A 22,533-nucleotide genomic window follows, 5' to 3' on the forward strand; every position below is an offset into this window, starting at 1 on the left:
ACGCTACTGTGGGGCCCATGCGAATCGGTTGGGGAAAACCTGTGTCTCGCGTCATTGCTGCGGTGGCTGCTGGTGTGATCAGTGTAGTGGGTGCGGTGCCGGGCGATGCATCCACGGCTACTGCCGGGTTCGTCGGCGACGATATCCCCGGGCCGCCGAACACCGATCTGTCCGGGGCCCGGAAGGTGGAACGCATGATGGGATATCGGCCACTGGTTCCCCAGGGGGTCAATGATCTGGGGTGCCGGGTGCGTCCGGGGCGGGAGCAGGCCGTGGTCCTCGTGCACGGCACGGATTCGACGCTTTACGCCGACTATTCTCTGCTCGGCGCGGAACTGGTCAGGGAGGGGTGGTGTGTATACGGGATGGACTATGGCCGGGGCCCGGAGCCAGATGATGGATTCGGATGGCGTCCGGTGGCGGATTCTGCTGCGGAGATGGACGTCACTGTCCGTGCGGCGTTGCGTTCGTCAGGGGCCCGGCAGGTGTCCCTGGTCGGGTTCTCCCAGGGCGCGACCGTCGCACGGTATTGGACGAACATCATCGATCGTGGTGTGCACACCGCGACCTGGATCGGGCTTGCCTCCCCGACGCGGGGAGGCGGTCCCGATGGTCTCGTCGGGCTACTTGAACTGGTGCCACCGCCGCTTCGGGAAAGGCTGCTCTCGCCTGCATTGCAGGATCTGTTGGTGGGGTCGCGGTTTTTGGAGGCGTTGAATTCTGTGGGTGAGACCGTCCCGGGGCCGGCTTACGTAACGGTCTCAACGAGATTCGACGAGATGAACTGGCGACGGGACCTGGAGCCGATTCACGGGGACCGGGTACGCAACATTGTGCTGCAGGACATCTGCCCCGTGAATCTCGGTGGACACATGTTGATGCCCTACAACCCCACGGTGGTGGAACTCATCAAATACCTGTTGGTCGATTGGCAGGCCGGGGGTGGGGAGGGGGAGGTTCACTGTGTTTCGATGCCGTTGGGTGCGGCGATCGGGCCTGTCGTTGTGGAGACGAACATCGGAAAACTGCAGGGTAGGCCACCTGAACGTCTGGGTGTGATCTACGTCACCTAATTTTGAGTTGCGCGACAGGTATTACCGGTCAAGACTGGGGTAAACCCCATCGCACCCACCGCGGCCCACGGGGTCCCGGAGATTTCCCGGTCCGTCCAGTGCGGAACTGGGTTGCCGGTCTCGGGACGACACAGTTCGTCCCGCGTCGTAGCCGGGTCGCGGAGACAAGGAATCTAAGCCACATGAATGTTGACGAAAAGGTCTCCCAGTACTACAACACGGTGCTCAACCGGAACCCTGGCGAGGCCGAGTTCCACCAGGCCGTCGCCGAGGTGCTCGACTCGCTGAAGATCATCCTCGAGAAGGATCCGCACTACGCTGCGGAAGGTCTCATCGAGCGGCTCTGCGAGCCCGAGCGTCAGCTCATCTTCCGGGTGCCGTGGACCGATGACGAGGGCAAGGTCCGTGTCAACCGCGGTTTCCGTGTCCAGTTCAACTCCGCACTCGGCCCGTACAAGGGTGGCCTGCGTTTCCATCCGTCGGTTAACGTCGGCATCATCAAGTTCCTCGGCTTCGAGCAGATCTTCAAGAACTCCCTGACGGGTCTGCCTATCGGTGGCGGCAAGGGTGGCTCGGACTTCGATCCCAAGGGTAAGTCGGACGCTGAGATCATGCGCTTCTGTCAGTCGTTCATGACCGAGCTGCACCGCCACATCGGCGAGTACCGCGACGTTCCCGCCGGTGACATCGGAGTCGGTGGCCGCGAGATCGGTTACCTCTTCGGCCAGTACCGTCGTCTCGCGAACCAGCACGAGTCCGGTGTCCTCACCGGCAAGGGGCTGACCTGGGGCGGTTCGCTCGTTCGTACCGAGGCCACCGGCTACGGCCTGGTCTACTTCACCAAGGAGATGCTCGCCGCCCACGGTGAGACCTTCGACGGTAAGAAGGTCATCGTCTCCGGTTCCGGAAATGTCGCCATCTACGCCATCGAGAAGGCTCAGGAGCTCGGCGCGACCGTTATTGCGTTCTCGGATTCCTCCGGCTGGGTCGAGACCCCCAACGGTGTCGATGTCGCCAAGTTGAAGGATGTCAAGGAAGTTCGTCGCGAGCGTATCTCCGCCTACGTCGATGAGGTCGAGGGCGCAACCCTGCACACCGACGGTTCCATCTGGGATCTTTCCTGTGACGTGGCTCTTCCCTGCGCCACCCAGAATGAGCTCGATGGTGAGCACGCCAAGAAGCTGGCGGACAACGGCTGTAAGTTCGTTGCTGAGGGTGCCAACATGCCCTCCACCGCGGACGCCGTCGAGGTCTACCGCGAGCGCGGTGTCCACTTCGGTCCCGGTAAGGCGGCCAACGCTGGTGGTGTCGCTACCTCGGCACTGGAGATGCAGCAGAACGCCTGCCGTGACTCCTGGACCTTTGAGTACACCGACAAGCGTCTGCATGAGATCATGAGCAACATTTTCAAGATCTGTGATGACACCGCACGCGAGTACGGCCATGAGGGCGACTATGTCATCGGCGCCAACATCGCCGGCTTCAAGAAGGTTGCCGACGCGATGATCGCTCAGGGCGTCATCTAGTCCGAGCTGTGTCACCGTCACTCACGTGACTGAATCGACGACCCCGTTTCCCCCGTCACCTTGCTGGTGCGGAGTCCGGAAACGGGGTCGTTGTTGTGTCACATCTGGCCCATGCTGCAGATTCAGTACTGTGTCCTCACCACGGAGCCGTCTTTGTTGGGTACCGTAAAGGGCATGTACCGCGTATTTGAATCCCTTGATGAGCTCAACGCAACCGTCGAGCAGGCCTACGGTGTTCCGATGTCCTCGAACTGCCTCGTTCCCCGGACGGACATGCTCCGGCTCCTCGATGATCTCCGGGAAGCTCTGCCCCAGGAGATGGACGATGCCCAGGATGTCCTGGATAAGCGGGATGAATTGATCCGCGGAGCGGAGGAGCAGGCTGAATATCTGGTCACTGAAGCCGAGAACGAGGCCTCCGCAATCGTGTCCACCGCACGTTCCGACGCCGATGCGATGGTGGCTGACGCGGAGAACCACGCGAATCTTCTTGTCGCGCGTGCTGAGGAGGAGGCCGAGCGCCTCGTCTCCGAGGCGCGCCGTGAAGCAGAATCCACGGTGAATCGCGCCACCGCCGAGGCCGAACGGCTCGTTGCCAAGGGCAATGAGACCTACCAGCGGAGTGTCGATGAGGGACTCGCCGAGCAGCACCGCCTCGTCAGTGATTCCGAGGTTGTCCGACGTGCGGATGAGGAGGCGCATCGGATCGTCGATGCCGCACACGCCGATTCCAATCGGCTCCGCAGTGAGTGTGATGCTTTCGTTGATTCCAAGCTTGCGGAGTTTGAGGAGTCGTTGTCCTCGACGCTGCGCAGCGTCTCCAAGGATCGTGCGGCGCTCCGCCGTGGCGCAGGGGCCGCCGGTCGCGGTGATCGTATTGAACGCGCGGAACTAAGGGATCGCCCCGAGCGAGGAACCCGCTATTCCGCTCGCGGTTACGCGGATTAGGTTCGGCGGTTGATGTCGGCCCGGATTCCGCTGTCTGGGCGGTGACCGTGCCAGAGGGTAGGCTGTGGAGCGTCATGAACTCACCATTTGTATTTGATGTCTCAGCCCTGTTGCGCTCCTCGGCAACCCCTACCCAGTGCACCCAGACAGGCCCCAGTCCATTGAGGATCGGTCTCCCGCTGGTCGCGATCGAGGAAGGTGCTCCTGTCACGGTTGATGCCTTCCTCTCGCCTCTGGGGGATGCAGTGCTCGTGGATGCGACCGTCACCGCCACACTCTCCGGTGAATGTGCCCGTTGCCTGCGTCCCCTCGATGTTGAGCACCCCTTCCAGGTTCATGAGGTGTTCGCCGCCTCCGATGACTTCATCCACGGTGATGCCGCAGACGACGAGGCCGACGAGAACCCACCACGCATCGAGGGCACCGAACTGGACATTCAGCAGGTGTTGATTGATGCCGTCGGACTGGCCCTGCCGTTCTCCCCGACCTGCGCCTATTTCGGGTTAGGAGCATGTGATTCGGAGCAGACCCCGGCGCCGGACGGTGTTTCGGGAGAAGATGAGAAGAAGCTTCCTGATCCTCGGTGGGCCGGTCTGGAGAAGTTCCTGTGAGCGCCCGGAAACAACGTCCTACAGGTATGGTGGCGCTCACCAAGGCTTTCGATTCCATCGAACACGCTCCGCTGCTCGCCAGTTTCGGTGTCGAGCTGCCGACTGATCTGCTGCGTCTCGCGTTGACCCACCGCTCATTCGCCAATGAGAACGGGCACCTGCCGAACAATGAGCGCCTCGAGTTCCTGGGGGACTCGGTACTCGGCCTCTCGGTTGCCGCGCGGCTCTATCAGTTGCACCCCACACGCTCGGAGAGTGACATCTCGAAGATGCGTGCCTCCATCGTGAGCCGTTACGGTCTCGCTGAAGTTGCCCGGGACATCGGTCTCGGTCGATATATCCTCCTGGGTAAGGGAGAGACCAGTAGCGGCGGCAGTGACAAAGATTCCATCCTTGCGGACACCACCGAGGCTCTGCTCGGGGCGATCTACCTGGAGCACGGTTTCGAGGTGGCGCGTGCGGTGGTGCTCCGGCTCTTCTCACATCTCATCGAAACCGCTGCCGCGACAGGTATGCACAATGACTGGAAGACGTCACTCCAGGAGCGGCTCGCAGAGCGGAAACTGCCGATGCCCGAGTATTCCGTCACCTCTGAGGGGCCGGATCATGACCGGCAGTTCACTGCGACGGTGACTGTCGCGGGACGTGAATTGGGGACAGGTCGCGGGACGAGTAAGAAGACCGCGGAACAGGATGCCGCGGCGGTAGCTTACGACCGGCTGCGTGATGAACTTGACTTCGGTCCCGATTCCGCGGAGACGATCGCGCGGGACATTGCATCGGGCCGCAAGCGATCCTGATCCGGGACGATGCCTGAACTTCCCGAAGTCGAGACCGTCCGTTCCGGGCTCGCCGGCCAGATCACCGGTGCCCGGTTCGATCACGTCGAGGTGTTCCATCCGCGTGCCGCGCGGAACAACCAGGGTGGCCCCGAAGAGGTATCCGAGGTTCTCCGGGGCCGCACGGTCATGTCTGTGGAGCGTCGAGGAAAATTCCTCTGGATCGTGCTCTCCCCGGGAGGTTCCGCGCTTCTGGTGCACCTCGGTATGAGCGGACAGATGCTCATCAAAGATCCGGGAACCGGTCGATCTGATCCGGTCCGGAGACATCTGCGTGCTCAGGCGATTCTGGATGACGGCCGGGAGGTCTGGTTCGTCGATCAACGGACCTTCGGATACTGGTGTGTGGGGCCACTCGTCGACGGACGTGTGACTGTCGCCGGAACCGTGCCGAGAAAGGTGCCGCAGCGTGTGGCCCACATCGCGCCTGATCTGCTGGAATCGGATCTTGATCTCACGGCCGTTTCGGGCGTCCTCAAATCGAGGGATACTGAGGTCAAGCGGCTGCTGCTGACGCAGGAGATCGTCTCAGGGATCGGGAACATCTACGCCGACGAGATGCTGTGGCGGGCGCGGATACATCCCAGACAGCGCACCTCCCGCATGTCTCTGACGCGGATCACACACCTGTTGACGGCGGGGGCTGACGTGATGCGTGATGCACTCCGGCAGGGTGGGACGTCGTTTGATGCCCTGTACGTGAACGTGAACGGTGACTCAGGATATTTTGACCGTTCGCTCAATGTCTACGGTAGAACCGGGAGGGACTGTGTGCGCTGCGGTTTTCCCGTGACTCGTGAGCAGTTCATGAACCGGTCCAGTCATTTCTGCGGAAATTGTCAACGAAGATACTGACTTTTTGCCTAGTTTTAGGTTAACGTTTCTCCGCATGGAACAACTTCAGAACTTCATCGGCAAGTTCAACGACACATACTGGCAACTGGTCCTCGTTCTGCTCGTCGGCGCGGGGCTCTACTTCTGTTGGACCACCCTCGTGGTCCAACTGCGGTTCATCCCGGACATGTTCCGTTCGATCGTCGAGCGGGCCCCCGCTGAGAAGGGGCAGAAGAATATCTCGGCCTTCAAGGCGTTCACCGTCTCGGCGGCGTCCCGTGTCGGTACCGGCAACGTCGCCGGTGTCGCCATCGCCATCGCCGTGGGTGGTCCCGGAGCGGTGTTCTGGATGTGGATGCTCGCTGTCATCGGCGGTGCGACCTCATTCGTGGAGTCAACGCTCGCCCAGGTGTACAAGGTGCGGGACAAGGACTCGTTCCGTGGTGGCCCCGCCTACTACATCACCAAGGCGCTCGGTTGGCGCTGGTTGGCCGTCACCTTCGCGGTGCTGATCACCCTCACCTATGGCTTCGTATTCAACGCCGTGCAGTCGAACTCCATCGCCGCGTCGATGAGCACCTCCTTCGAGGCGTCCAACCCGACCGTCGTCAAGGTCATCGTCGGCGCCGTCCTCGCTCTGGTCACCGCAGCCGTGATCTTCGGTGGTATCCAGCGGATCGGTGCCGTCACCCAGATCATCGTTCCCATCATGGCGGTGGCCTACATCATCGTCGGATTCATCGTGGTCTTCATCCACATCGGCGAGGTTCCGGCGATGATCGGCAACATCTGGGCCGAGGCCTTCGGCTTCCGGTCGGTCTCCGGTGCCGCGATCGGCACCGTCATCATGAACGGCGTCCGCCGGGGCCTGTTCTCCAACGAAGCCGGTATGGGTTCCGTTCCTAACGCTGCGGCGACCGCAACGGTCTCGCACCCGGCGAAGCAGGGCCTCATCCAGACACTGGGTGTCTACTTCGACACCGTCGTCGTCTGCTCCGTCACCGCGTTCATCATCCTGCTGTCCAAGCCCGAGTACGGCGAGGGACACGGCGGCATGGAACTCACGCAGAACGCTCTCGCGGACAGCGTTGGCACGTGGGGAATCCACTTCCTCACCGTGATCATCATTTTCCTCGCGTTCTCTTCCGTGATCGGCAACTACTACTACGGCGAGGCCAACATCGAGTTCTTGACCGGGTCCAAGTCGGTCCTCAACGGTTTCCGTGGCCTCGTGGTTCTCTGCGTCTTCGCGGGCGCGCTCGGTTCCGTCCCGCTCGTCTGGGCACTGGCCGACACCTTCTCCGGCCTGATGGCCACAGCTAACCTCATCGCCATCATCCCGCTGGGTGGCGTGGCCGTCGCGCTGCTCAGGCACTTCTCGGAGCAGCGGGCGAAGGGCCTCAATCCCGTGTTCCACCGGGACGATCTGCCCAAGCTCCGTGGCTGGGAGAACATGGAGTGCTGGGACGGCACCGATGCCATCCTCCAGCGTGATGAGCGTTACGACGAGGTCTCGCGCCGTGTGAAGTAGGCGCAGCGATCTCCGTCAACGGGGCACCATCCGGTATGCCGGGTGGTGCCCCGTTCCGCGTGTCTATTCCTCGGTACAGTGAACGGCAGGACAGATCTTCACCACGCTGATGATCACGGAGGACTGGAAACGATGGGTGCAGGGGATACGACGAGGCTCACGGCATGGGTGCACGGACACGTCCAAGGGGTCGGGTTCCGTTGGTGGACCCGCTGCCAGGCGAAGGAACTCGGGCTCGCCGGTTCCGCGACCAACTATCCGGACGGGCGTGTGCTCGTCGTCGCGGAAGGGGATGAGCGGGCGTGCGTCGCGCTCCTCGATCGGCTCGCCGAGCAGCCCAGCACCACCCGACGCCCCGGGCGGGTCGACAAGGTGATCGACCAGTGGTCCGAGCCCCGGGGCGAATCGGGATTCACCGAACGATGAGGATACTGATGCGCCCGCTGATTCTCGCTTCGGTTGCGGTTGTCGCGATGCTCGCGGGATGCTCGCCGCAGGGTGCTGACACCGATCCAGCACGACCCGTATCATCGACCGCTTCAACTGCGGAGATCCCGGACGAAGGCGATGACGCGGGAACCGGTGTGGTGCCCCTCGCAGAGTATCCGGTGGACAGGGCACCCGACAGGATGCGTGATGAACACATCGCCCGCATCGAGGACCATGCGGTCATCGATCAGCGGACCATCCGGATCGCCGGGATGACGGGCACCGCGCGGTGTTTCGGAGTCCGACCCGTCGTGGACGAGACCGACAACGAGGTTCGGCTCGCGCTCGTCGCCGGAACCCTTCCGGGCACGGACGGCCCCTGTACCGAGGAGGCGCGCTTCGCCGCCGTCGACGTCCCGCTCTCCCGTGATCTGGGGGACCGGGAGATCGTGCTCCTCGACGAGCTGGAACCGGGGGAACTCACCCGAAACCGCTGACCGGGGCCGGTGCTACTATTTTCCGGTGCATCTGAAATCGCTGACGCTCAAGGGATTCAAGTCCTTCGCGTCTGCGACGACCCTGAAATTCGAACCGGGCATCTGCGCCGTCGTCGGCCCGAACGGGTCGGGTAAATCCAACGTCGTCGACGCGCTGGCGTGGGTTATGGGGGAGCAGGGCGCGAAAACCCTGCGCGGCGGGAAGATGGAGGACGTCATTTTCGCCGGGGCTGGCGACCGTAAACCGTTGGGCCGCGCCGAGGTCACCCTCACCATAGACAACGCCGACGGTGCCCTCGACATCGACTACTCCGAGGTCTCAGTCACCCGCCGGATGTTCCGCGACGGCGCGAGCGAGTACGAGATCAACGGGACGAAAGCCCGACTGATGGACATCCAGGAGCTGCTGTCCGACTCGGGCATCGGCCGGGAGATGCACGTTATCGTCGGGCAGGGGCGCCTCGCCCAGATCCTCGAAGCCAAACCGGAGGAGCGGCGCGCCTTCATCGAGGAAGCCGCCGGTGTGCTCAAGCACCGGAGACGTAAAGAGAAGGCGCACCGGAAACTCGTCGGCATGCAGGCGAACCTCGACCGGCTCACCGATCTCACCGGTGAGCTCAAACGTCAGTTGAAGCCGCTGGCCAGGCAGGCCGAGGCCGCGAAGCGTGCGGCGACGGTGCAGGCCGAACTCCGTGACGCCCGGCTCCGGCTCGCCGGTGACCGCCTGGTGCGGTTGCGCGCCGACGCCGAGGATGCCGAGGCAAAGGCGGAGCTGCTCGCCGCCCAGGTCCGCAGCGTCACCGAACAGCTTGAGGAAGCCACCGGCAGGCAGCTCGAGCTGGACGAGGAACTCGCCTGCATCACGCCCGAGGTCGAGGCCGCCCAGAACCTGTGGTTCACCCTGTCCGCGCTGGCCGAACGGGTGTCCGCGACGGTACGCATCGCCGCCGACCGCGCCGCGAACCAGGTTTCGGACATCAGCTACTCCGGCCCGGACCCCGATGATCTCGCCCGGCGCGCGGACCGCGCCGATGAGGAACTCGCTGGTCTCGAGGAGGCCGTCGAGATGGCCACCGAGCGCCTCGAATCCATCCGCGGGGAGGTCGAGGAACGCGAACAGACCGCCCGGGAACTCGAACGCGAGCACCTCGCGCAGATGCGGGCCATCGCGGATCGTCGTGAGGGCGTGGTCAGGCTCCTCGCCGCCGAGGAATCCCAGCGCAGCCAGATCGAGGCTGCCGATGCCGACATCGAGCGGCTCACCGAGCAACTCGAGGAGACCCTCGGGCGGGCCGATGCAGCCCGGGCCGAGGCCGAGGCGATCGCGTCCCGCATCAACGAGACGACCGGCGACCGCGAACCACTGGAACAGGCGCACACCCGAGCGTCCGCAGAGGCACAGGCCGCCGACGCGCGCCTCAACCAGTTACGGGACGCCGAACGCACCCTGGAACGTCGGGTGTCCTCGCTGACCTCCCGGATCGACACCCTCGAATCCACCGTGCCCACCGTCGACGCAGCCGAGCTACTCGGTGACGGCTTCGCACCCCTCGCCGCCCTCATCCACCCGGCTGCGGGAACGGAGAAAGCCGTCGCCGCGGCCCTCGGGACCGTTGCCGAAGCCGTCGCCGGAGACCTCGAAGAGAGCGTCCTCCGCCGCCTGTCCGACGCGAACATCCCCCGGACCACGCTCATCGACACGACCGGCACCGGAAGCGGGGATTGGCGCCTCGACACCGATCTGCCGCCCGGATGCTCCTGGCTCCTCGACCACCTGGAACTCGATCCCGGTGTCCGCGCAGCCGTCGTGAGGCTCCTCGTTGACGTTGTGCTCACCGATGATGAGGTGGCGGCACGGCAGGCGATCAGCGACGACCCCAGACTGAAGGCCGTCACCCGTGACGGAACACTCCGCGGACACGGCTGGCTGACCCTCGGCCAGGGAACCGGAACCGCCGTGGAGATCACCGCGCAGATCGATGCCGCCCGCGCGGAACTCGCCACCGCCGAGGCCGAACTCGCTGAACTCGCCGGGACACTCTCCGGCGCCGCAACAGCCGCGGAGGAGGCCCGCGTCGACGCGGCCGCCGCGAAAGCCGCCCTCCGCGAACACGACCGTGACCTCGAGACCCTCAACCGGGATGCGGCACGACTGGCCAAGAGCCACGACGCGGCTCGGGCCGAACACCAGCGCATGGCGTCGCGCGTCACCGCAGCGGAACTCCGCCGGAACGAACTCGCCGAACAGCTCGAGGAAACCCTCGACCGCCTGGCCCGCGTCGAGGACACCGACGAACCCGACGAGCCTTCCACCGCAGCCCGCGACGAGGCGGCATCCGCCCTCGCCCAGATCAAGGCGATGGAGGTCGAGGCCCGTCTCGTGCTCCGCACCGCCGAGGAACGCACCGGGCAGGTGCGCGGGAAAGGCGATGCGCTGCGCCGTCAGGCGGAGCACGAACGGCAGGCGAAGGCCCGTCACGAGAAGGCGATGGCTGCCCGCCGGGCGGCGGCCGAACTCGCTGCCGCCGTGGAACGCGGTGCCCGTGAGGTCGCGGACCGCACCACGGACGCCACCGCGCGGGCTGCAGCCCAGCGGGATGAGCTCAACTCGGCGCGGGCGGGTATCAGCACACGCCTCGCCCGGGCCAAGGACGAGGTCAACGCCGCCCGGATGCACCTCAACCGGCTCACCGACACCGCGCACGCCTCCGACATCGCCCGCAGCCAGGCGCAGGTGCGCATGGAACAGGCCGAGGAACAGATCACCGGGCAGCTCGGCCTCACCGTCGACGTGATCCTTGCCGACTACACCCCGGGGGAGGACTTCGACCGCGCCGCCGAACAGAAACGGCTCAAACAGGCGGAGAAGGATCTGGCGTCCCTCGGCAAGGTCAACCCGCTCGCCCTCGAGGAGTTCAAGGCCCTGGAGGAACGCTACGAGTACCTCTCCACGCAACTCTCCGATGTCGAACAGGCTCGCCGTGACCTGACCGGTGTGATCGAGGAGGTGGACGCCAAGATCCTCCAACTGTTCACCGACGCCTGGCGCGACGTTGAGGACGAGTTCCCCCGCGTCTTCGCAACTCTCTTCCCCGGCGGGGAGGGGCGGCTGGTGCTCACCGACCCCGACGACATGCTCACCACCGGCATCGAGGTGGAGGCCCGACCACCCGGGAAACGGGTCAAACGCCTCTCTCTGCTGTCCGGCGGGGAGAAGTCCCTCACTGCGCTGGCGATGCTCGTCGCGATCTTCCGCGCCCGGCCCAGTCCCTTCTACGTGATGGACGAGGTCGAGGCCGCCCTCGACGACGTGAACCTGCGCCGCCTGATCAACCTCTTCGAGGAACTGCGTGAATCCAGCCAGCTCATCGTGATCACCCACCAGAAACCCACGATGGATGTCGCCAACGTGCTCTACGGGGTGACCATGCGCGGCGACGGAGTGACGCGAGTGATCAGCCAGCGCATGTCGCCTTCGGGGCGTTCCCGCGATGACAACGAGCGTCCCCCGACCGCCACCGACTGAGCGCGACGGACCTGCATCCCAGGAGCATCGAGCGGGGCTTGGGACGTCGCCCGCGCACATCGTGGGCGGGGACGCTAGAATCAACTGGCCTGCTCGCCGCAGGCACACATCAACCGCCACACATTCCAAGGGGCACACACCACGTTATGAGCGGCAGCACCAATCCGATCGCGGACCTGAACGATTCCCTCCTCGGCTGGGCTTCCCAGACCGAACTGAAACTTGCGCAGGTCCTCGCTGACCGGGACCGGGTCACCGGAACAGGGCTGAAGTCCGATGACATCGAGTGCATCGAACGCTTCTACGGCACGTTCCTGTCGCGGCAGATGGCGGCGGGTGCGACACTCGACGCCCTGATGGATGTCACCCCGACGGTCGCCGTCGTCACGCTGGTTTCCCGGGCGGCACGGATGACCGACCAGACCAATTTCTTCGCCGAGTACCTCCATGGTCTCGGGCTCGCCCCGACGAACGGACTCGATGAAGAGCTCTCGGGAGTGACGATCGACCTTGTTCGCAGGGTCGGGCTTGTGGTTCCCGAGAAGCTGGATGACCCGGTGCTGCTGCTCGTCGCGCACGCCGGGATCACGGGTAATGAGGTTCCGGGGCTGCTGGAGCTTCTCGATGTCCTGCAGGACGCAGGGCACGAACTCACCGGTGCAGGCATCGTGGACATGCTCGCCGATGGCAGTTACGTGGGATTCCTGCCCGCAGAGGACGAGGAATCCGACGGGGAACTTCTTCCGGTCACCGTCGGTGTCGCCGCAGCGGCACCCGAGATGCTCACCGATGTCATCACCCGGGTCATCGACCTGCGCGAACTGACCCGGACCGATCCCCTCGGATGGCGCGCTCTGGACACCGGGCGGGACACCCAGAATAACGGATCGCTCCCCGTCCTCCTGCGGGGAACACTCGCTGCAGAGCTCCGGGAACGGCCCGTCGGAACAGAGAACCGGGGGTCCGCCGTCGGCGTGGCCACCCGCGAACACACCCCCCGCATCATCTTCGACGCAGCACGCGGCAAGGTGTGTCTCCGGCTTCCGGAGCAGGCGCTGCCTGAAGGACAGGACGCCGAGGTCCAGTGGCGCGTATCGGTCGACGGCACGACCCGGATCTACCGGACCGGCCGAAGCTGGGGCGAAACCGGAGGATACTCCGAGCTGCTCGACCTCCACGTCGAACGTCAGCTCCGTGAACTCACCGTGGCGGACATCACCAACGAGACGACCTGGGTCGTGCCGGTCGTCGACTCCGAGGATCCCGTCCTCGTGTTCTCGGTGAAGGGACAGAACCTCACCGAACTCGCCTCCCTGCACCACCCCGAACTCATCGTCGTCACCCCCGATGACTCCCGACTCGTCGATGTCGTCACCGGCGACGACATCCCGGTCATCTCATCCGGGACCGTCGACGGCTGGGCCGGCTGGACCGCGCGCCGTGTCGACACCTCCCAGGCCGCATCACTCCAGGTCCTGCGACCGGGCCAGACCCCCTCACCGATGCACAACGTGCGCTGCGTCGACCCCCGCCAACGGGTCATGTTCCGCGACCCCGCCGCACCGGTGGCCGACCTCCGCAGCCTCGGCGGACTGCCCATCCACTCCGCGTCACTCCTCGCCGAGTTCCCGCCCACGGTCTCCGGGGCCGAGGAAACCTGGTGGCTGTCCATCTCCGCATACGCGGGAACCGGGCACGCCGGCGATGAGGTCGCACCCGCCGAACCGCTCATCATCCCCGCCGAAGGTGGCGTCTTCGACATCTTCGACCCCGAACTCTACGACGCACCCTGGGTCGGGGAATACCTCGTCCGACTACGCGGCCCCCGCAATGAATCCTTCCGCCATGAATACGCCATCGTGGAAGGCCTGAACGCCTCCACCGACATCCACGGAGCCTGCCGTTCCGTCCGCATCCCGGCCTCGGGAGGCCTCAGCGAAGCGAGCTGCACCGTCCGCGCAGGGGCCAAACCGTTCACCGCGCAGCCCCGCACCATCCACGTCGACCCGGAGGAAGCCGGCGGCGGCACCGTCATCACCACCGACGAAGGCGACGCGATGCCCCTGCGGTTCACCCCGCCCCGCCTGACCTTCGAGGTGCCCCTGACCACCCAGCCGCCGATGTGGCGCACCACCCGCCTCATCTGTGGTGCCCGCCAGTTCGACGCAGACGGTACCCTCCGCATCCGGGCCACCGGGGAACTCGGCGATCCGAAGGTCACCGTCCGCAACCACCACGGCGCACCACTGCGCACCGTGCGGCTCACCGCAGAGGACGGTCGCACCTACACCGCGCCCATGACGCAGCTCGCCGCGTCCACCGCCGTTCTACCCGGCGGGCGCATGGAGTTCGAGTGGACCGACCCCCGCAGTGACCGGCGGGTCTCCGTCAACCTCGCCCTCATCGATTCCACTCCGCACGCCACCGGCGTCACGGTGGAGGACGGTCACCTGGTGTTCGAGGGGCTCGCCCGCGACCGGAATCTCGCGGCCTGGGTGTGGCCTGCAGCCGCGCCGTGGGTGTTCGGCCGCACCATCCCCGTCACCGGCCAGCGCACCGAACTACCGGCTGACCTCGTGGACGCGGGCGATCTCACCATCCAACTCCACTCCGCCGACCCGTTCTCCGTTCTCCGCGCGCCCATCGTCCCCGGATCCACCGCATTCACCTTGGCCCAGCCCGGGCACTACACGGGAAGCAGCGAACCACTCAACGAACTCTCCGCGTTCCTCTCCGGAGACTCCGACACAGCACCCACCGACACCTCCGTCATGCCCGTACTCTGGGACTTCCTTGCCGGATTCACACCCGAGGTCACGGCGCCCACCGATCCGGAAAACGAAGCGGCAAACGCAGCCATCCAACTCCGCAGGGCGGTCAGCACCGCACTCGCGGCGAACCCGGCGGCCGCGCTCGCCGGACTCTCCGCATCCCTCGTTCCCAGCGAAGCGCAACCCGGAAAGGTCGTCGTCTCCGGGCTCGTCCACGGCCCCTTCGCCGCACCCGCCGCCGACGCAGACGATGGCACGGATGCCGACGCAGCCGACGCAGCCGACGCCGATGCGCAGGACACGGACGTCGCCATCCACCGAACCGCGTGGATCGGAACCCTCGAACTCCTGGCGCAGCTCCCCGCCGTCCACACCGCAGTCGAAGAGGGCGAACCGCGTGCCCGGCTCCGCGCCCTGCTCGACCGGCTGGCGGAGGTTGCCGGAAAGCGGCTCGTGGAGACGCTGTCCACGGGACGCGACGCCACCCTCGACACCGCGTGCATCGACCAATCCACCGTCCAGATCGCCCAGATGGACGAAGCACAGCAGGAATCACTGCTCAAGATGTTCTTCGCCCAAGCCGAGATCGTCCCCGGCCCCATCATGGACGACAGCGCCCGGCTCCTCGCCGTGTTCGAGACATTCAACAAACGCCACGAACTCAACGCCCTGCTCGCCGACCGTGAGATGGTGACCTCCGCCGCGGCCCTGATGAAGGCGATGCGCGGCGCGAACCGGCGCCTCTACTCCTCGGCCCGGGTCCGCTTCGACAAACTGGAGGGCGTGGACACCGACTCCGGCGCGAACACCTGGGCACTCGCCCCCGTCGTGTCCCTCGTCTTCGCACTCGCGGCCCGCATGCACGCCCACGGGCTGATGGGTAAATCCAAGCTGCTCACCGCGGCGACCCCCGGATGGAGCCGCCTCGCCGACCTCACCCCGGACCTCGTCACCGGCGACCTCATCGCCGCCGAGGCGATGGTCCTCGCCGTCACGAACCCCGGGATCGGGGACTAGGGGCAGGGACGTCCATCCGTGTCGGTGGTGGAGGTCGAGAATTGACCGCCACCACTTCGTGCACGGTCAGGACGTGGACGAATCCGCCGGTTTGCGCAGGATACCCGTGACACCAGCAAGGAAGATCGTGAGCAAGATCCAGGAAAGCCCGGCGGTGAACGCAAAACTCAGGCGCAGCCAGATCGGGGTGTCATCAGCCAGCGAACATTTGGTTGTCGCCCCGGGGAAACTCGGGATCGCGTTCTTTCCCGCGTATTCGGTGATCCGCCACCCGTCCCGGCAGACTGCCCCCATCTGATCCGCTGCTTCCAAGTGGCCGGCCTGCCACCACGTCAGTAGCCACGTCAACCCGAACAGGAGCACGATCCATACCAGTGCGTACCAGGGACGTTCGCCGTATCCACTCGTCACATGCAGCATCCACCGCCCCGGCCGAGACTTGAGCGGCATATTGTTCGTCACCTGACTGTGCGAATACACCCGAAGATGACGCGCACGATGGGGGAGACCAACACGATCGAAATACCGCGCCAACTCCATGAACGGCTGAGGAGAGAACCCATCTTCCGGTGTTGTGGCGAGCCACTTTTTGGCGGTCTCCGGATTAGTGTGCAGAGCTCCTGCTATTGAGTCTACTTTCCAGCCGGTTGCCAGAACTTTTCCATGCCTGGGTTCAATCACGTCTGGGGGTTGAAGGTATGAAATCCTGGTATTCACTAGGCTAATTTTCCCATCAACGTTCTTGTAGTCGAGAAACAGAGCGGTGATGGTGGCGCCGTCGAGTTTGAGGGCGTGGTCGTGTGGGTTTTTTAGCTCCACGTTGGAGAGGATGAGGTGGCCGATGGTGGCGCCTGGGGCTCGGACTTCGCCGTGGGTGGTTAGCCTTCCGATGATGAGGCCATCGGTTATGGTGGCGCCGTCGAGTGTGAGGGCTCTTCCGTATATATTGTCCACGTATATATTGTCCAGCTCCGCGCCAGTGGTGAGGATGATCTGGCCCTTGATGGTGGCGCCTGTGGCGCGGATTTCGCCGCGGGCGGTGAGGCTTTCGGCGATGAGGCCGTCGGTTATGGTGGCGCCGTCGAGTGTGAGGGCTCTTCCGTTATTATTGATCAGCTCCGCTTCGGTGAGATTGAATTGGCCATTGATGGTAATACCTGGGGCTTGTAGCTCACCTTCGGTATGGAGGTTGACGGCAAGCAGCCCCCCCGTGATCGTGGTGTGATTGAGCTTGAAGGGTCCGGTTAGCTTCGCATTATTCAGATGGAGTGGACCTTTGATAGTGGATCCTAAGATCCTGATCGCTCCTTTTGTTTCGAGTTTGTCGGCGAATAGTCTGCCGCTGATCTTCGTCCGATTGAGTATGAGGCTCAAGCCAAGCGGGTTTTCCAATTTAGCATTTTGGAGGTTGATTTGGCCGTCGATGGTGGCGCCCAGGATGCGGACTTCGCCTTTAGTTTTGAGTTTGTCAGCGAATAATCCACCTGTGATGGTCGCTCGGTCGAGATGAAGGGCATGGCCGGATGGGTTTACTAGTTTCGCACTATTAAGGTGAATTGGGCCACTGATGGTGGCGCCCAAGGCACGGACTTCGCCTTGGGCGGTGAGCTGGCGGGCGATCAGCCTGTCGGTGATGATGGTGTTGTTGAGTGTGAGGGCTTTGCTATGTGGGTTGGTCAGTTTTGCATTGTTGAGCCGGAATGATCCGTTGATGATGGCGGCTAGGGCGCGGACTTCGCCTACTGTCTTGAGATGATCGGCTAATACTCCTTCGCTGACGGTGGTGTGGTCAAGGTGGAGAGCATAGCCGGGCTGATTTGTGAGTGTTGCATTGGTGAGGTTTAGTGGTCCGTCGATTTTAGAATTTAGTGCGCAAAATTCACCGTTTACTATTATTCTCCTGGTGAGAACTCCTCCATTGATGGTGGCGTGATTTATTGTCAAGGCGTTACGTGTTGGATTGCTTAATGTAGACTTTTCAATAAAAAATCTACATTGGATTTCTGCTTCGTCTAGGCAAAGTTGGCCGAATATGTGGAGGTTTAGGGCGGTAAACCCTTTGTATATCTTGACTCCGAACAAATCTAGTGACCTGTCTATTGCGCTATTTATTGTGGATTCTTTAATTGTAAAGGTTCCATTGATAAGGGAATATTTTAAACTGATTGATGAAACAGTACATTTTTGGAAATAAAGTGAATGAATGTTTGCGTGCTTGGCTTCTATGGCTAATGGAAAAGTGCAGTCCTCGAAGCTGAGGTCATGGTTTATCGTGTAGTTATTTAGCTTCAGCCCGCCGGCGAAATAGGCGCCCTGGATCGTCAACCCATCGGGATGGGGTGTGATGTCGGGATCGCGGAGCACCTTGAGCAGGTCTGTGGTGAAGTCCAGCCAGGCCCCAACATCGGGTTTCTCGCCGGGTGCACAGATCAGCGCTTTGCCCGTTCGCAGTGCGTCGTAAATGTCGTCCCTGCTGGGTACATGTGTGCTCACCTTGCAGAGTATAGAGCTGTGAACATGCTTTCGGGGAGATGTTTGAAGCATTCGGGAGGGGCCGTTCCCACCCATCCGCAGAATCAGATGATCGGCGACTGTGATCGGTTGACATCTCTCCGGTGAAGCGTCACAAGCGCACGTCTCCCGGATGTGAAACCATGTACGCATGGACAACCTGCAGAACGTGATGGATCAGTTCGCCACGAACCCGACCTACCAGATCATCGCCGGCGTCGTGCTGGTGCTGCTCATCCTTATACTTCTCATCGTCTGGGGCCTGAAACGCAAGAAGGCCAAGACGATCAGTTTCGGTGAGGAGGAGGCCGAGGAGCCGAAGGAGCTCACCCAGGCGGAGAAATCGGGTAACTATACCGCGCAGGGCGGCTTCAACTTCGCCCCTGCGGTGAAGGAGAAGAAGGCGGAGCCGCAGCCGGTGCAGCGCAGTAGCGCCGCGACGCCGGAGAAGCCTGCTACGTCACAGGCTGAGGCTGCTGCGTCCCTTCCGGATCGGGATCGCGAACAGACTCCGGCCCCGTCGAACCCGGTAGCCGAGGAACAAGCACCGCAGGTCACGCCGATTCCCGCCCCATCCCCGGAAGCACAGCCGGTGCGTGAACCCGAGCCGGAGCCCGCACCTGAACCACAGCAGCACTCCGAACCGCAGCGCACCCCGGCACCGCCGACGGACGCAGCACCCGTCGTTGATCCCCAGGCCCCGGGACAGTCCTCTGAGGCCGGGGAGACCCCGGTCCACCGGTTGGCTTCCGGTGAGTCCGTGACCCCAATTCCGGCCCCGGCTCAGAACGAGACGATCGAGAAAAAGGCCGACACCACCGACGAGCCGTCCGACGCTGAACCCGCTGCCCCGATCTTCCGGGAGCTCGCCGACAACACCGAGGCGGTCGACGCCGACACCTTCGCCGCCGAGGACGACAAAGCCGACACCGCGGAGGGACCGGAGAGCGTCGAGGAAGCCACCGACGACGATCCGCGCGTGATCGAGGCCGCCGCAGCGGCCGAGTCCGCGCAGGCCGCCGCCGAGGCTGCGGAGGCCGCGCTCGTCGAGACGCCCGCCCCCGTAGAACCCGCACAGCCGGAATCGGTGGATGCCGCCACGCAGCGCAACATCGACGAGATCGCCCCCGCGGAGGGCAGGCTCGGCAAGTTGCGGGGAAAGCTGGCCCGGTCGCAGAGCGTCATCGGCCAGGGCGTGCTCGGCATCCTCTCTGCGGGTGACCTGGACGAGGACGCGTGGGAGGAGATCGAGGACACGCTGCTCATGGCGGACCTCGGCACGCCGACGACGATGCGGGTCGTGGATCAGCTCCGCGAGAAGATCGCCGCGCGCGGTGTGTCCAGCGAGGCGGAGGCCCGCGCCATGCTGCGCGAGACCCTCATCGAGGCCTGTAAGCCCGAACTGGACCGCTCGATCCGTGCGATGCCGGCAGACGGCAAGCCCGCCGTCGTTCTCGTCGTCGGCGTCAACGGCACGGGTAAGACCACCACGACCGGCAAGCTCGCCCGGGTGCTCGTGTCGATGGGGCACAACGTGCTGCTCGGCGCCGCCGATACCTTCCGTGCCGCCGCCGCCGACCAGCTCGAGACTTGGGGTCGCCGGGTTGGCGCGCAGACGGTGCGCGGTAAGGAAGGCGCGGACCCAGCGTCCGTGGCCTTCGACGCCGTCGCCCGCGGCGTCGATGAGGGCGTCGATGTGGTGCTCATCGACACCGCTGGTCGCCTGCACACCTCCACCGGTCTGATGGACCAGCTCGGCAAGGTCAAGCGCGTCGTTGAGAAGAAGACCCACGTCGACGAGGTCCTGCTCGTGCTGGACGCCACCGTCGGACAAAATGGCCTCACCCAGGCCCGTATCTTCCGCGACGTCGTCGACATCACCGGTGTGGTGCTGACGAAGCTGGACGGTACCGCCAAGGGCGGCATCGTGTTCCAGGTCCAGGAGGAACTCGGTGTTCCGGTCAAGCTCGTCGGACTCGGTGAGGGCGCGGACCATCTGGCGCCGTTCGAGCCGGAGAGCTTCGTCGACGCCCTGCTCGGCTAGAAGCGCATGGGCAACTCGGGACAGAGTTGAATGATGGGGTAGAGAGACGCCCCGGGAAGCACCTGCTTCCCGGGGCGTCTTGCACTCAAACCGCGCTAGCACACGGTTGATGTGGGGGTTGATCAGCGGGCGGAGGAACCACCGGGGATCAACTTGGCGATCTGCGGCGGAAGAACCGTGGAGGTGAGGAAGTGGAACAAGCTGCCGAAGATGGTCACCATGACGCCGAGGAAGGAGAAGATTCCCGTGAACGTGGAACCGGTGGACGTGGAACCCGAGAAGATCGTTGACCCGTCCGATTTACCGGAGCTGGTCTCGCCACCGGACATCGGCGGGATGTGGATGAGGTTCTTCGGGGTGAGTTTGACGATGGAGTCCTTGTCGGCTGCGTTGCCGATGGCGGGCTTGTTCACGACATAGACGGTGCCCTTGCCGTCGGTCGCCAGATGGTTCGGATTAAAACCAACATCCAGGTTGGCGACGACCTCAAAGGTCTTGGCATTGATGACGGTCGCGCTCCGGCTGCCCCGGTTGATCACGTAGACGCGGTCAGTCACCGCGTCGTAGAGTGCGTCCAGAGAGCCTGCGCCGGTGCGGATGGTCTTTAACAGTGCGCCGGTGTTGATGTCGAAGACATCGACGGAGGACGGGATCTGGCTGGCGACGAACAGATGACCACGCCTGGTGTCGAGGCCCACGCCGCCACCACGATAGGCATCGGCGTTCGGGAGGTTGACGATGTCGGCCTGGCCGGTTTCGACGCTGATCTTGGCGGCCTTGCCCGTCTTGAAGCTCACGGTGTAGATGGATTTGGTTGCGGCATCGAAGCGCAGTTCCATGTGACCGGAGAATCCGGGAGTCTGCAGCGGGCTGCGAACGTCCAGTGAGTCGCCGCCGAATACGACGATCTCTTCTTTACCGCTGGTGGGAATGGATACGTATGCGTAGCCGGTGCTCTCATCGACGGCGACGGCGCGCGGGTGGGGGGCGAGGCCTTTATCGAATGCCTTGAGTAGTTCACCTGTGACGGTGGAGTACACGGAGACCGAGTCATTGAGGGTGTTGGTGACCCACAGGCGATCACGCACATCATCGACTGCGACGCCGAACACACCTGCCGCGGGGGAGCTCATACCCTGCGCATCGACGGTGGCGAATTCCTTCTCGGGCTCCAGGGTTTCAGGATTGACCTTGAAGATGGAGGAGGTCTGGTCGCCGAAGTTGTTGCGGGTAACGAACACGGCATGCTGCTTTGCGGAGTAGGCCATCTGGTAGAGGCCGGGGCCGAGTTCGCGGGAGGAGACGTTGTACTGGTCGGAACCAAACAGTCCTAGTCCGGGGGCGATGGTCCCGGTCTTGGCCAGTGTGACGTCAGCGTCGGACCCGGCGACGCGGACGGTCACCGCGATCTTCTTGCCGATGAGTGAATCATCTGCGGGGATGCTCAGGTCGGGAACGGTGATCGTGCCGCTTTCCGGAACGGTGAAGGTAGTTCCTGCGGGAAGCCAGTTGGCGCCGTCGACTCCGATGGCGGTGATGGTGGAGCCGGGCTTCAGGGTGCGGACCGTGACTGCGAGGTCCGTGGCCCCCACGGAGAGGTTTTCCACATCAGGGGCGTCTGTACTGCCGAAGGAAACAGCCGGTTCGAGGTACGCGGAGGCTGCAGCTTTCGTTTCTCCAGCGGTGAGGGTCACCGTATGCTCGGTTCCACCGAAGAACGTGTCTGCGGGGCCCACAACGCGGCCCTTATATTCACCATTCTCATCTGCGGTGGCGGTTGAGACCACCGTGGAACCGCCCGCGTGGAATCCGGCCTCGGTGTCGTCGATCCCGGCGGTCAGCGTCGCACCGGGGGCGAATCCGGTCGCCTTGACCTCGAAGACACTGGCGACGATTCCGTTCCGGGCGGTGATAAAGGTACGGGAAACAGAAACGGCAGCCTCCGCTGTGGTTTCCAGGTTCGCCGGTGCCGGATTCTCTTCTGCGGCTGCACGTGACTCGTTGACGGCTTCACTGGTGGGAGTGGATTCCGCCTCCTGGGCCAGTGCATTCGGGGTTACGACCGCCATGCCTGCGGAGAGCAGTGCGGCGGTGGTGATCGCCGCGATGCTGCGGCGGCCGATGAGACGGTGGGTGGATAGGGACACAGATAACTCCAAGGCTCGAGGGGTAAGGATAAATGACTGTCTAATTTAGGGAAGGCATCCCTATCTAAAGACGTTAGGGGAAATGTAGCGTTCTTCCCCCCGGTCTGGCAATGCCTCGGAACTGGGGACAACCGTGGCTGCTCTCTCTTGTCCCTCCCGTGTTCGGTCTGGGTGTTTCTGACATGGTGAAACCTCCCTCCTCCGGTGGTGCTGGAGGAGGGAGGTGATG

Annotated in this window: 14 protein-coding genes; 12 read left to right on the forward strand and 2 right to left on the reverse strand. The window is 63.8% G+C overall.

The window, feature by feature from the left end; translation table 11 throughout:
* Window positions 1-41: 41 nt before the first annotated feature.
* The 11 genes from QWU43_RS02105 to QWU43_RS02155 all read left to right on the forward strand — a co-directional run bounded on the left by QWU43_RS02105 (window position 42) and on the right by QWU43_RS02155 (window position 15,602).
* Complete coding sequence (locus tag QWU43_RS02105; RefSeq protein WP_370917015.1) at window positions 42-1,073, forward strand: esterase/lipase family protein; 1,032 nt, start codon at window positions 42-44, stop codon at window positions 1,071-1,073.
* Between the two features lie 182 nt (window positions 1,074-1,255).
* The gene (gdhA, locus tag QWU43_RS02110) at window positions 1,256-2,599 is read left to right on the forward strand and encodes an NADP-specific glutamate dehydrogenase (RefSeq protein ID WP_370913886.1); all 1,344 of its coding nucleotides are present in this window, start codon (window positions 1,256-1,258) and stop codon (window positions 2,597-2,599) included.
* Window positions 2,600-2,773: 174 nt separating this feature from the next.
* Window positions 2,774-3,547 carry a DivIVA domain-containing protein gene (locus tag QWU43_RS02115; RefSeq protein WP_370913887.1) on the forward strand — a complete coding sequence of 258 codons (774 nt, stop codon included), beginning with the start codon at window positions 2,774-2,776 and terminating at the stop codon, window positions 3,545-3,547.
* A gap of 74 nt (window positions 3,548-3,621) precedes the next feature.
* Window positions 3,622-4,158: a DUF177 domain-containing protein gene (locus QWU43_RS02120; protein WP_370913888.1), complete on the forward strand. Its 537-nt coding sequence runs from the start codon at window positions 3,622-3,624 to the stop codon at window positions 4,156-4,158.
* A complete protein-coding gene (gene rnc, locus QWU43_RS02125) occupies window positions 4,155-4,958 on the forward strand; it encodes a ribonuclease III (protein ID WP_370913889.1) in 804 nt (267 codons plus the stop codon). The genes QWU43_RS02120 and rnc overlap by 4 nt, the downstream gene beginning before the upstream one ends.
* A gap of 9 nt (window positions 4,959-4,967) precedes the next feature.
* Complete coding sequence (mutM, locus tag QWU43_RS02130; protein ID WP_370917016.1) at window positions 4,968-5,852, forward strand: bifunctional DNA-formamidopyrimidine glycosylase/DNA-(apurinic or apyrimidinic site) lyase; 885 nt, start codon at window positions 4,968-4,970, stop codon at window positions 5,850-5,852.
* 34 nt (window positions 5,853-5,886) lie between these two features.
* Window positions 5,887-7,362, forward strand: a complete 1,476-nt coding sequence (locus QWU43_RS02135; protein WP_198736204.1) for a sodium:alanine symporter family protein — start codon at window positions 5,887-5,889, stop codon at window positions 7,360-7,362.
* A 132-nt stretch (window positions 7,363-7,494) separates the two neighbouring features.
* Window positions 7,495-7,788, forward strand: coding sequence for an acylphosphatase (locus QWU43_RS02140; RefSeq protein ID WP_198736203.1), 294 nt, complete (start codon window positions 7,495-7,497; stop codon window positions 7,786-7,788).
* A gap of 8 nt (window positions 7,789-7,796) precedes the next feature.
* Window positions 7,797-8,288: a hypothetical protein gene (locus QWU43_RS02145; protein WP_370913891.1), complete on the forward strand. Its 492-nt coding sequence runs from the start codon at window positions 7,797-7,799 to the stop codon at window positions 8,286-8,288.
* 25 nt (window positions 8,289-8,313) lie between these two features.
* On the forward strand, window positions 8,314-11,814 hold the full coding sequence (gene smc, locus QWU43_RS02150; protein WP_370917017.1) for a chromosome segregation protein SMC: 3,501 nt from the start codon (window positions 8,314-8,316) through the stop codon (window positions 11,812-11,814).
* A gap of 146 nt (window positions 11,815-11,960) precedes the next feature.
* Window positions 11,961-15,602, forward strand: a complete 3,642-nt coding sequence (locus QWU43_RS02155) for a hypothetical protein (protein WP_370917018.1) — start codon at window positions 11,961-11,963, stop codon at window positions 15,600-15,602.
* A gap of 66 nt (window positions 15,603-15,668) precedes the next feature.
* On the opposite strand, the gene QWU43_RS02160 is transcribed toward QWU43_RS02155, so the two are convergent.
* On the reverse strand, window positions 15,669-18,095 hold the full coding sequence (locus QWU43_RS02160) for a hypothetical protein (protein ID WP_370917019.1): 2,427 nt from the start codon (window positions 18,093-18,095) through the stop codon (window positions 15,669-15,671).
* Window positions 18,096-18,264: 169 nt separating this feature from the next.
* Between QWU43_RS02160 and ftsY the strand changes: the two genes are divergently transcribed.
* Window positions 18,265-20,157 carry a signal recognition particle-docking protein FtsY gene (gene ftsY / locus QWU43_RS02165; RefSeq protein ID WP_370917020.1) on the forward strand — a complete coding sequence of 631 codons (1,893 nt, stop codon included), beginning with the start codon at window positions 18,265-18,267 and terminating at the stop codon, window positions 20,155-20,157.
* Window positions 20,158-20,279: 122 nt separating this feature from the next.
* On the opposite strand, the gene QWU43_RS02170 is transcribed toward ftsY, so the two are convergent.
* A complete protein-coding gene (locus QWU43_RS02170) occupies window positions 20,280-22,304 on the reverse strand; it encodes a YncE family protein (protein WP_198736198.1) in 2,025 nt (674 codons plus the stop codon).
* Window positions 22,305-22,533 lie beyond the last annotated feature (229 nt).

The sequence above is a fragment of the Corynebacterium sp. CCM 9204 genome (assembly GCF_041357695.1).
Lineage (GTDB): Bacteria > Actinomycetota > Actinomycetes > Mycobacteriales > Mycobacteriaceae > Corynebacterium.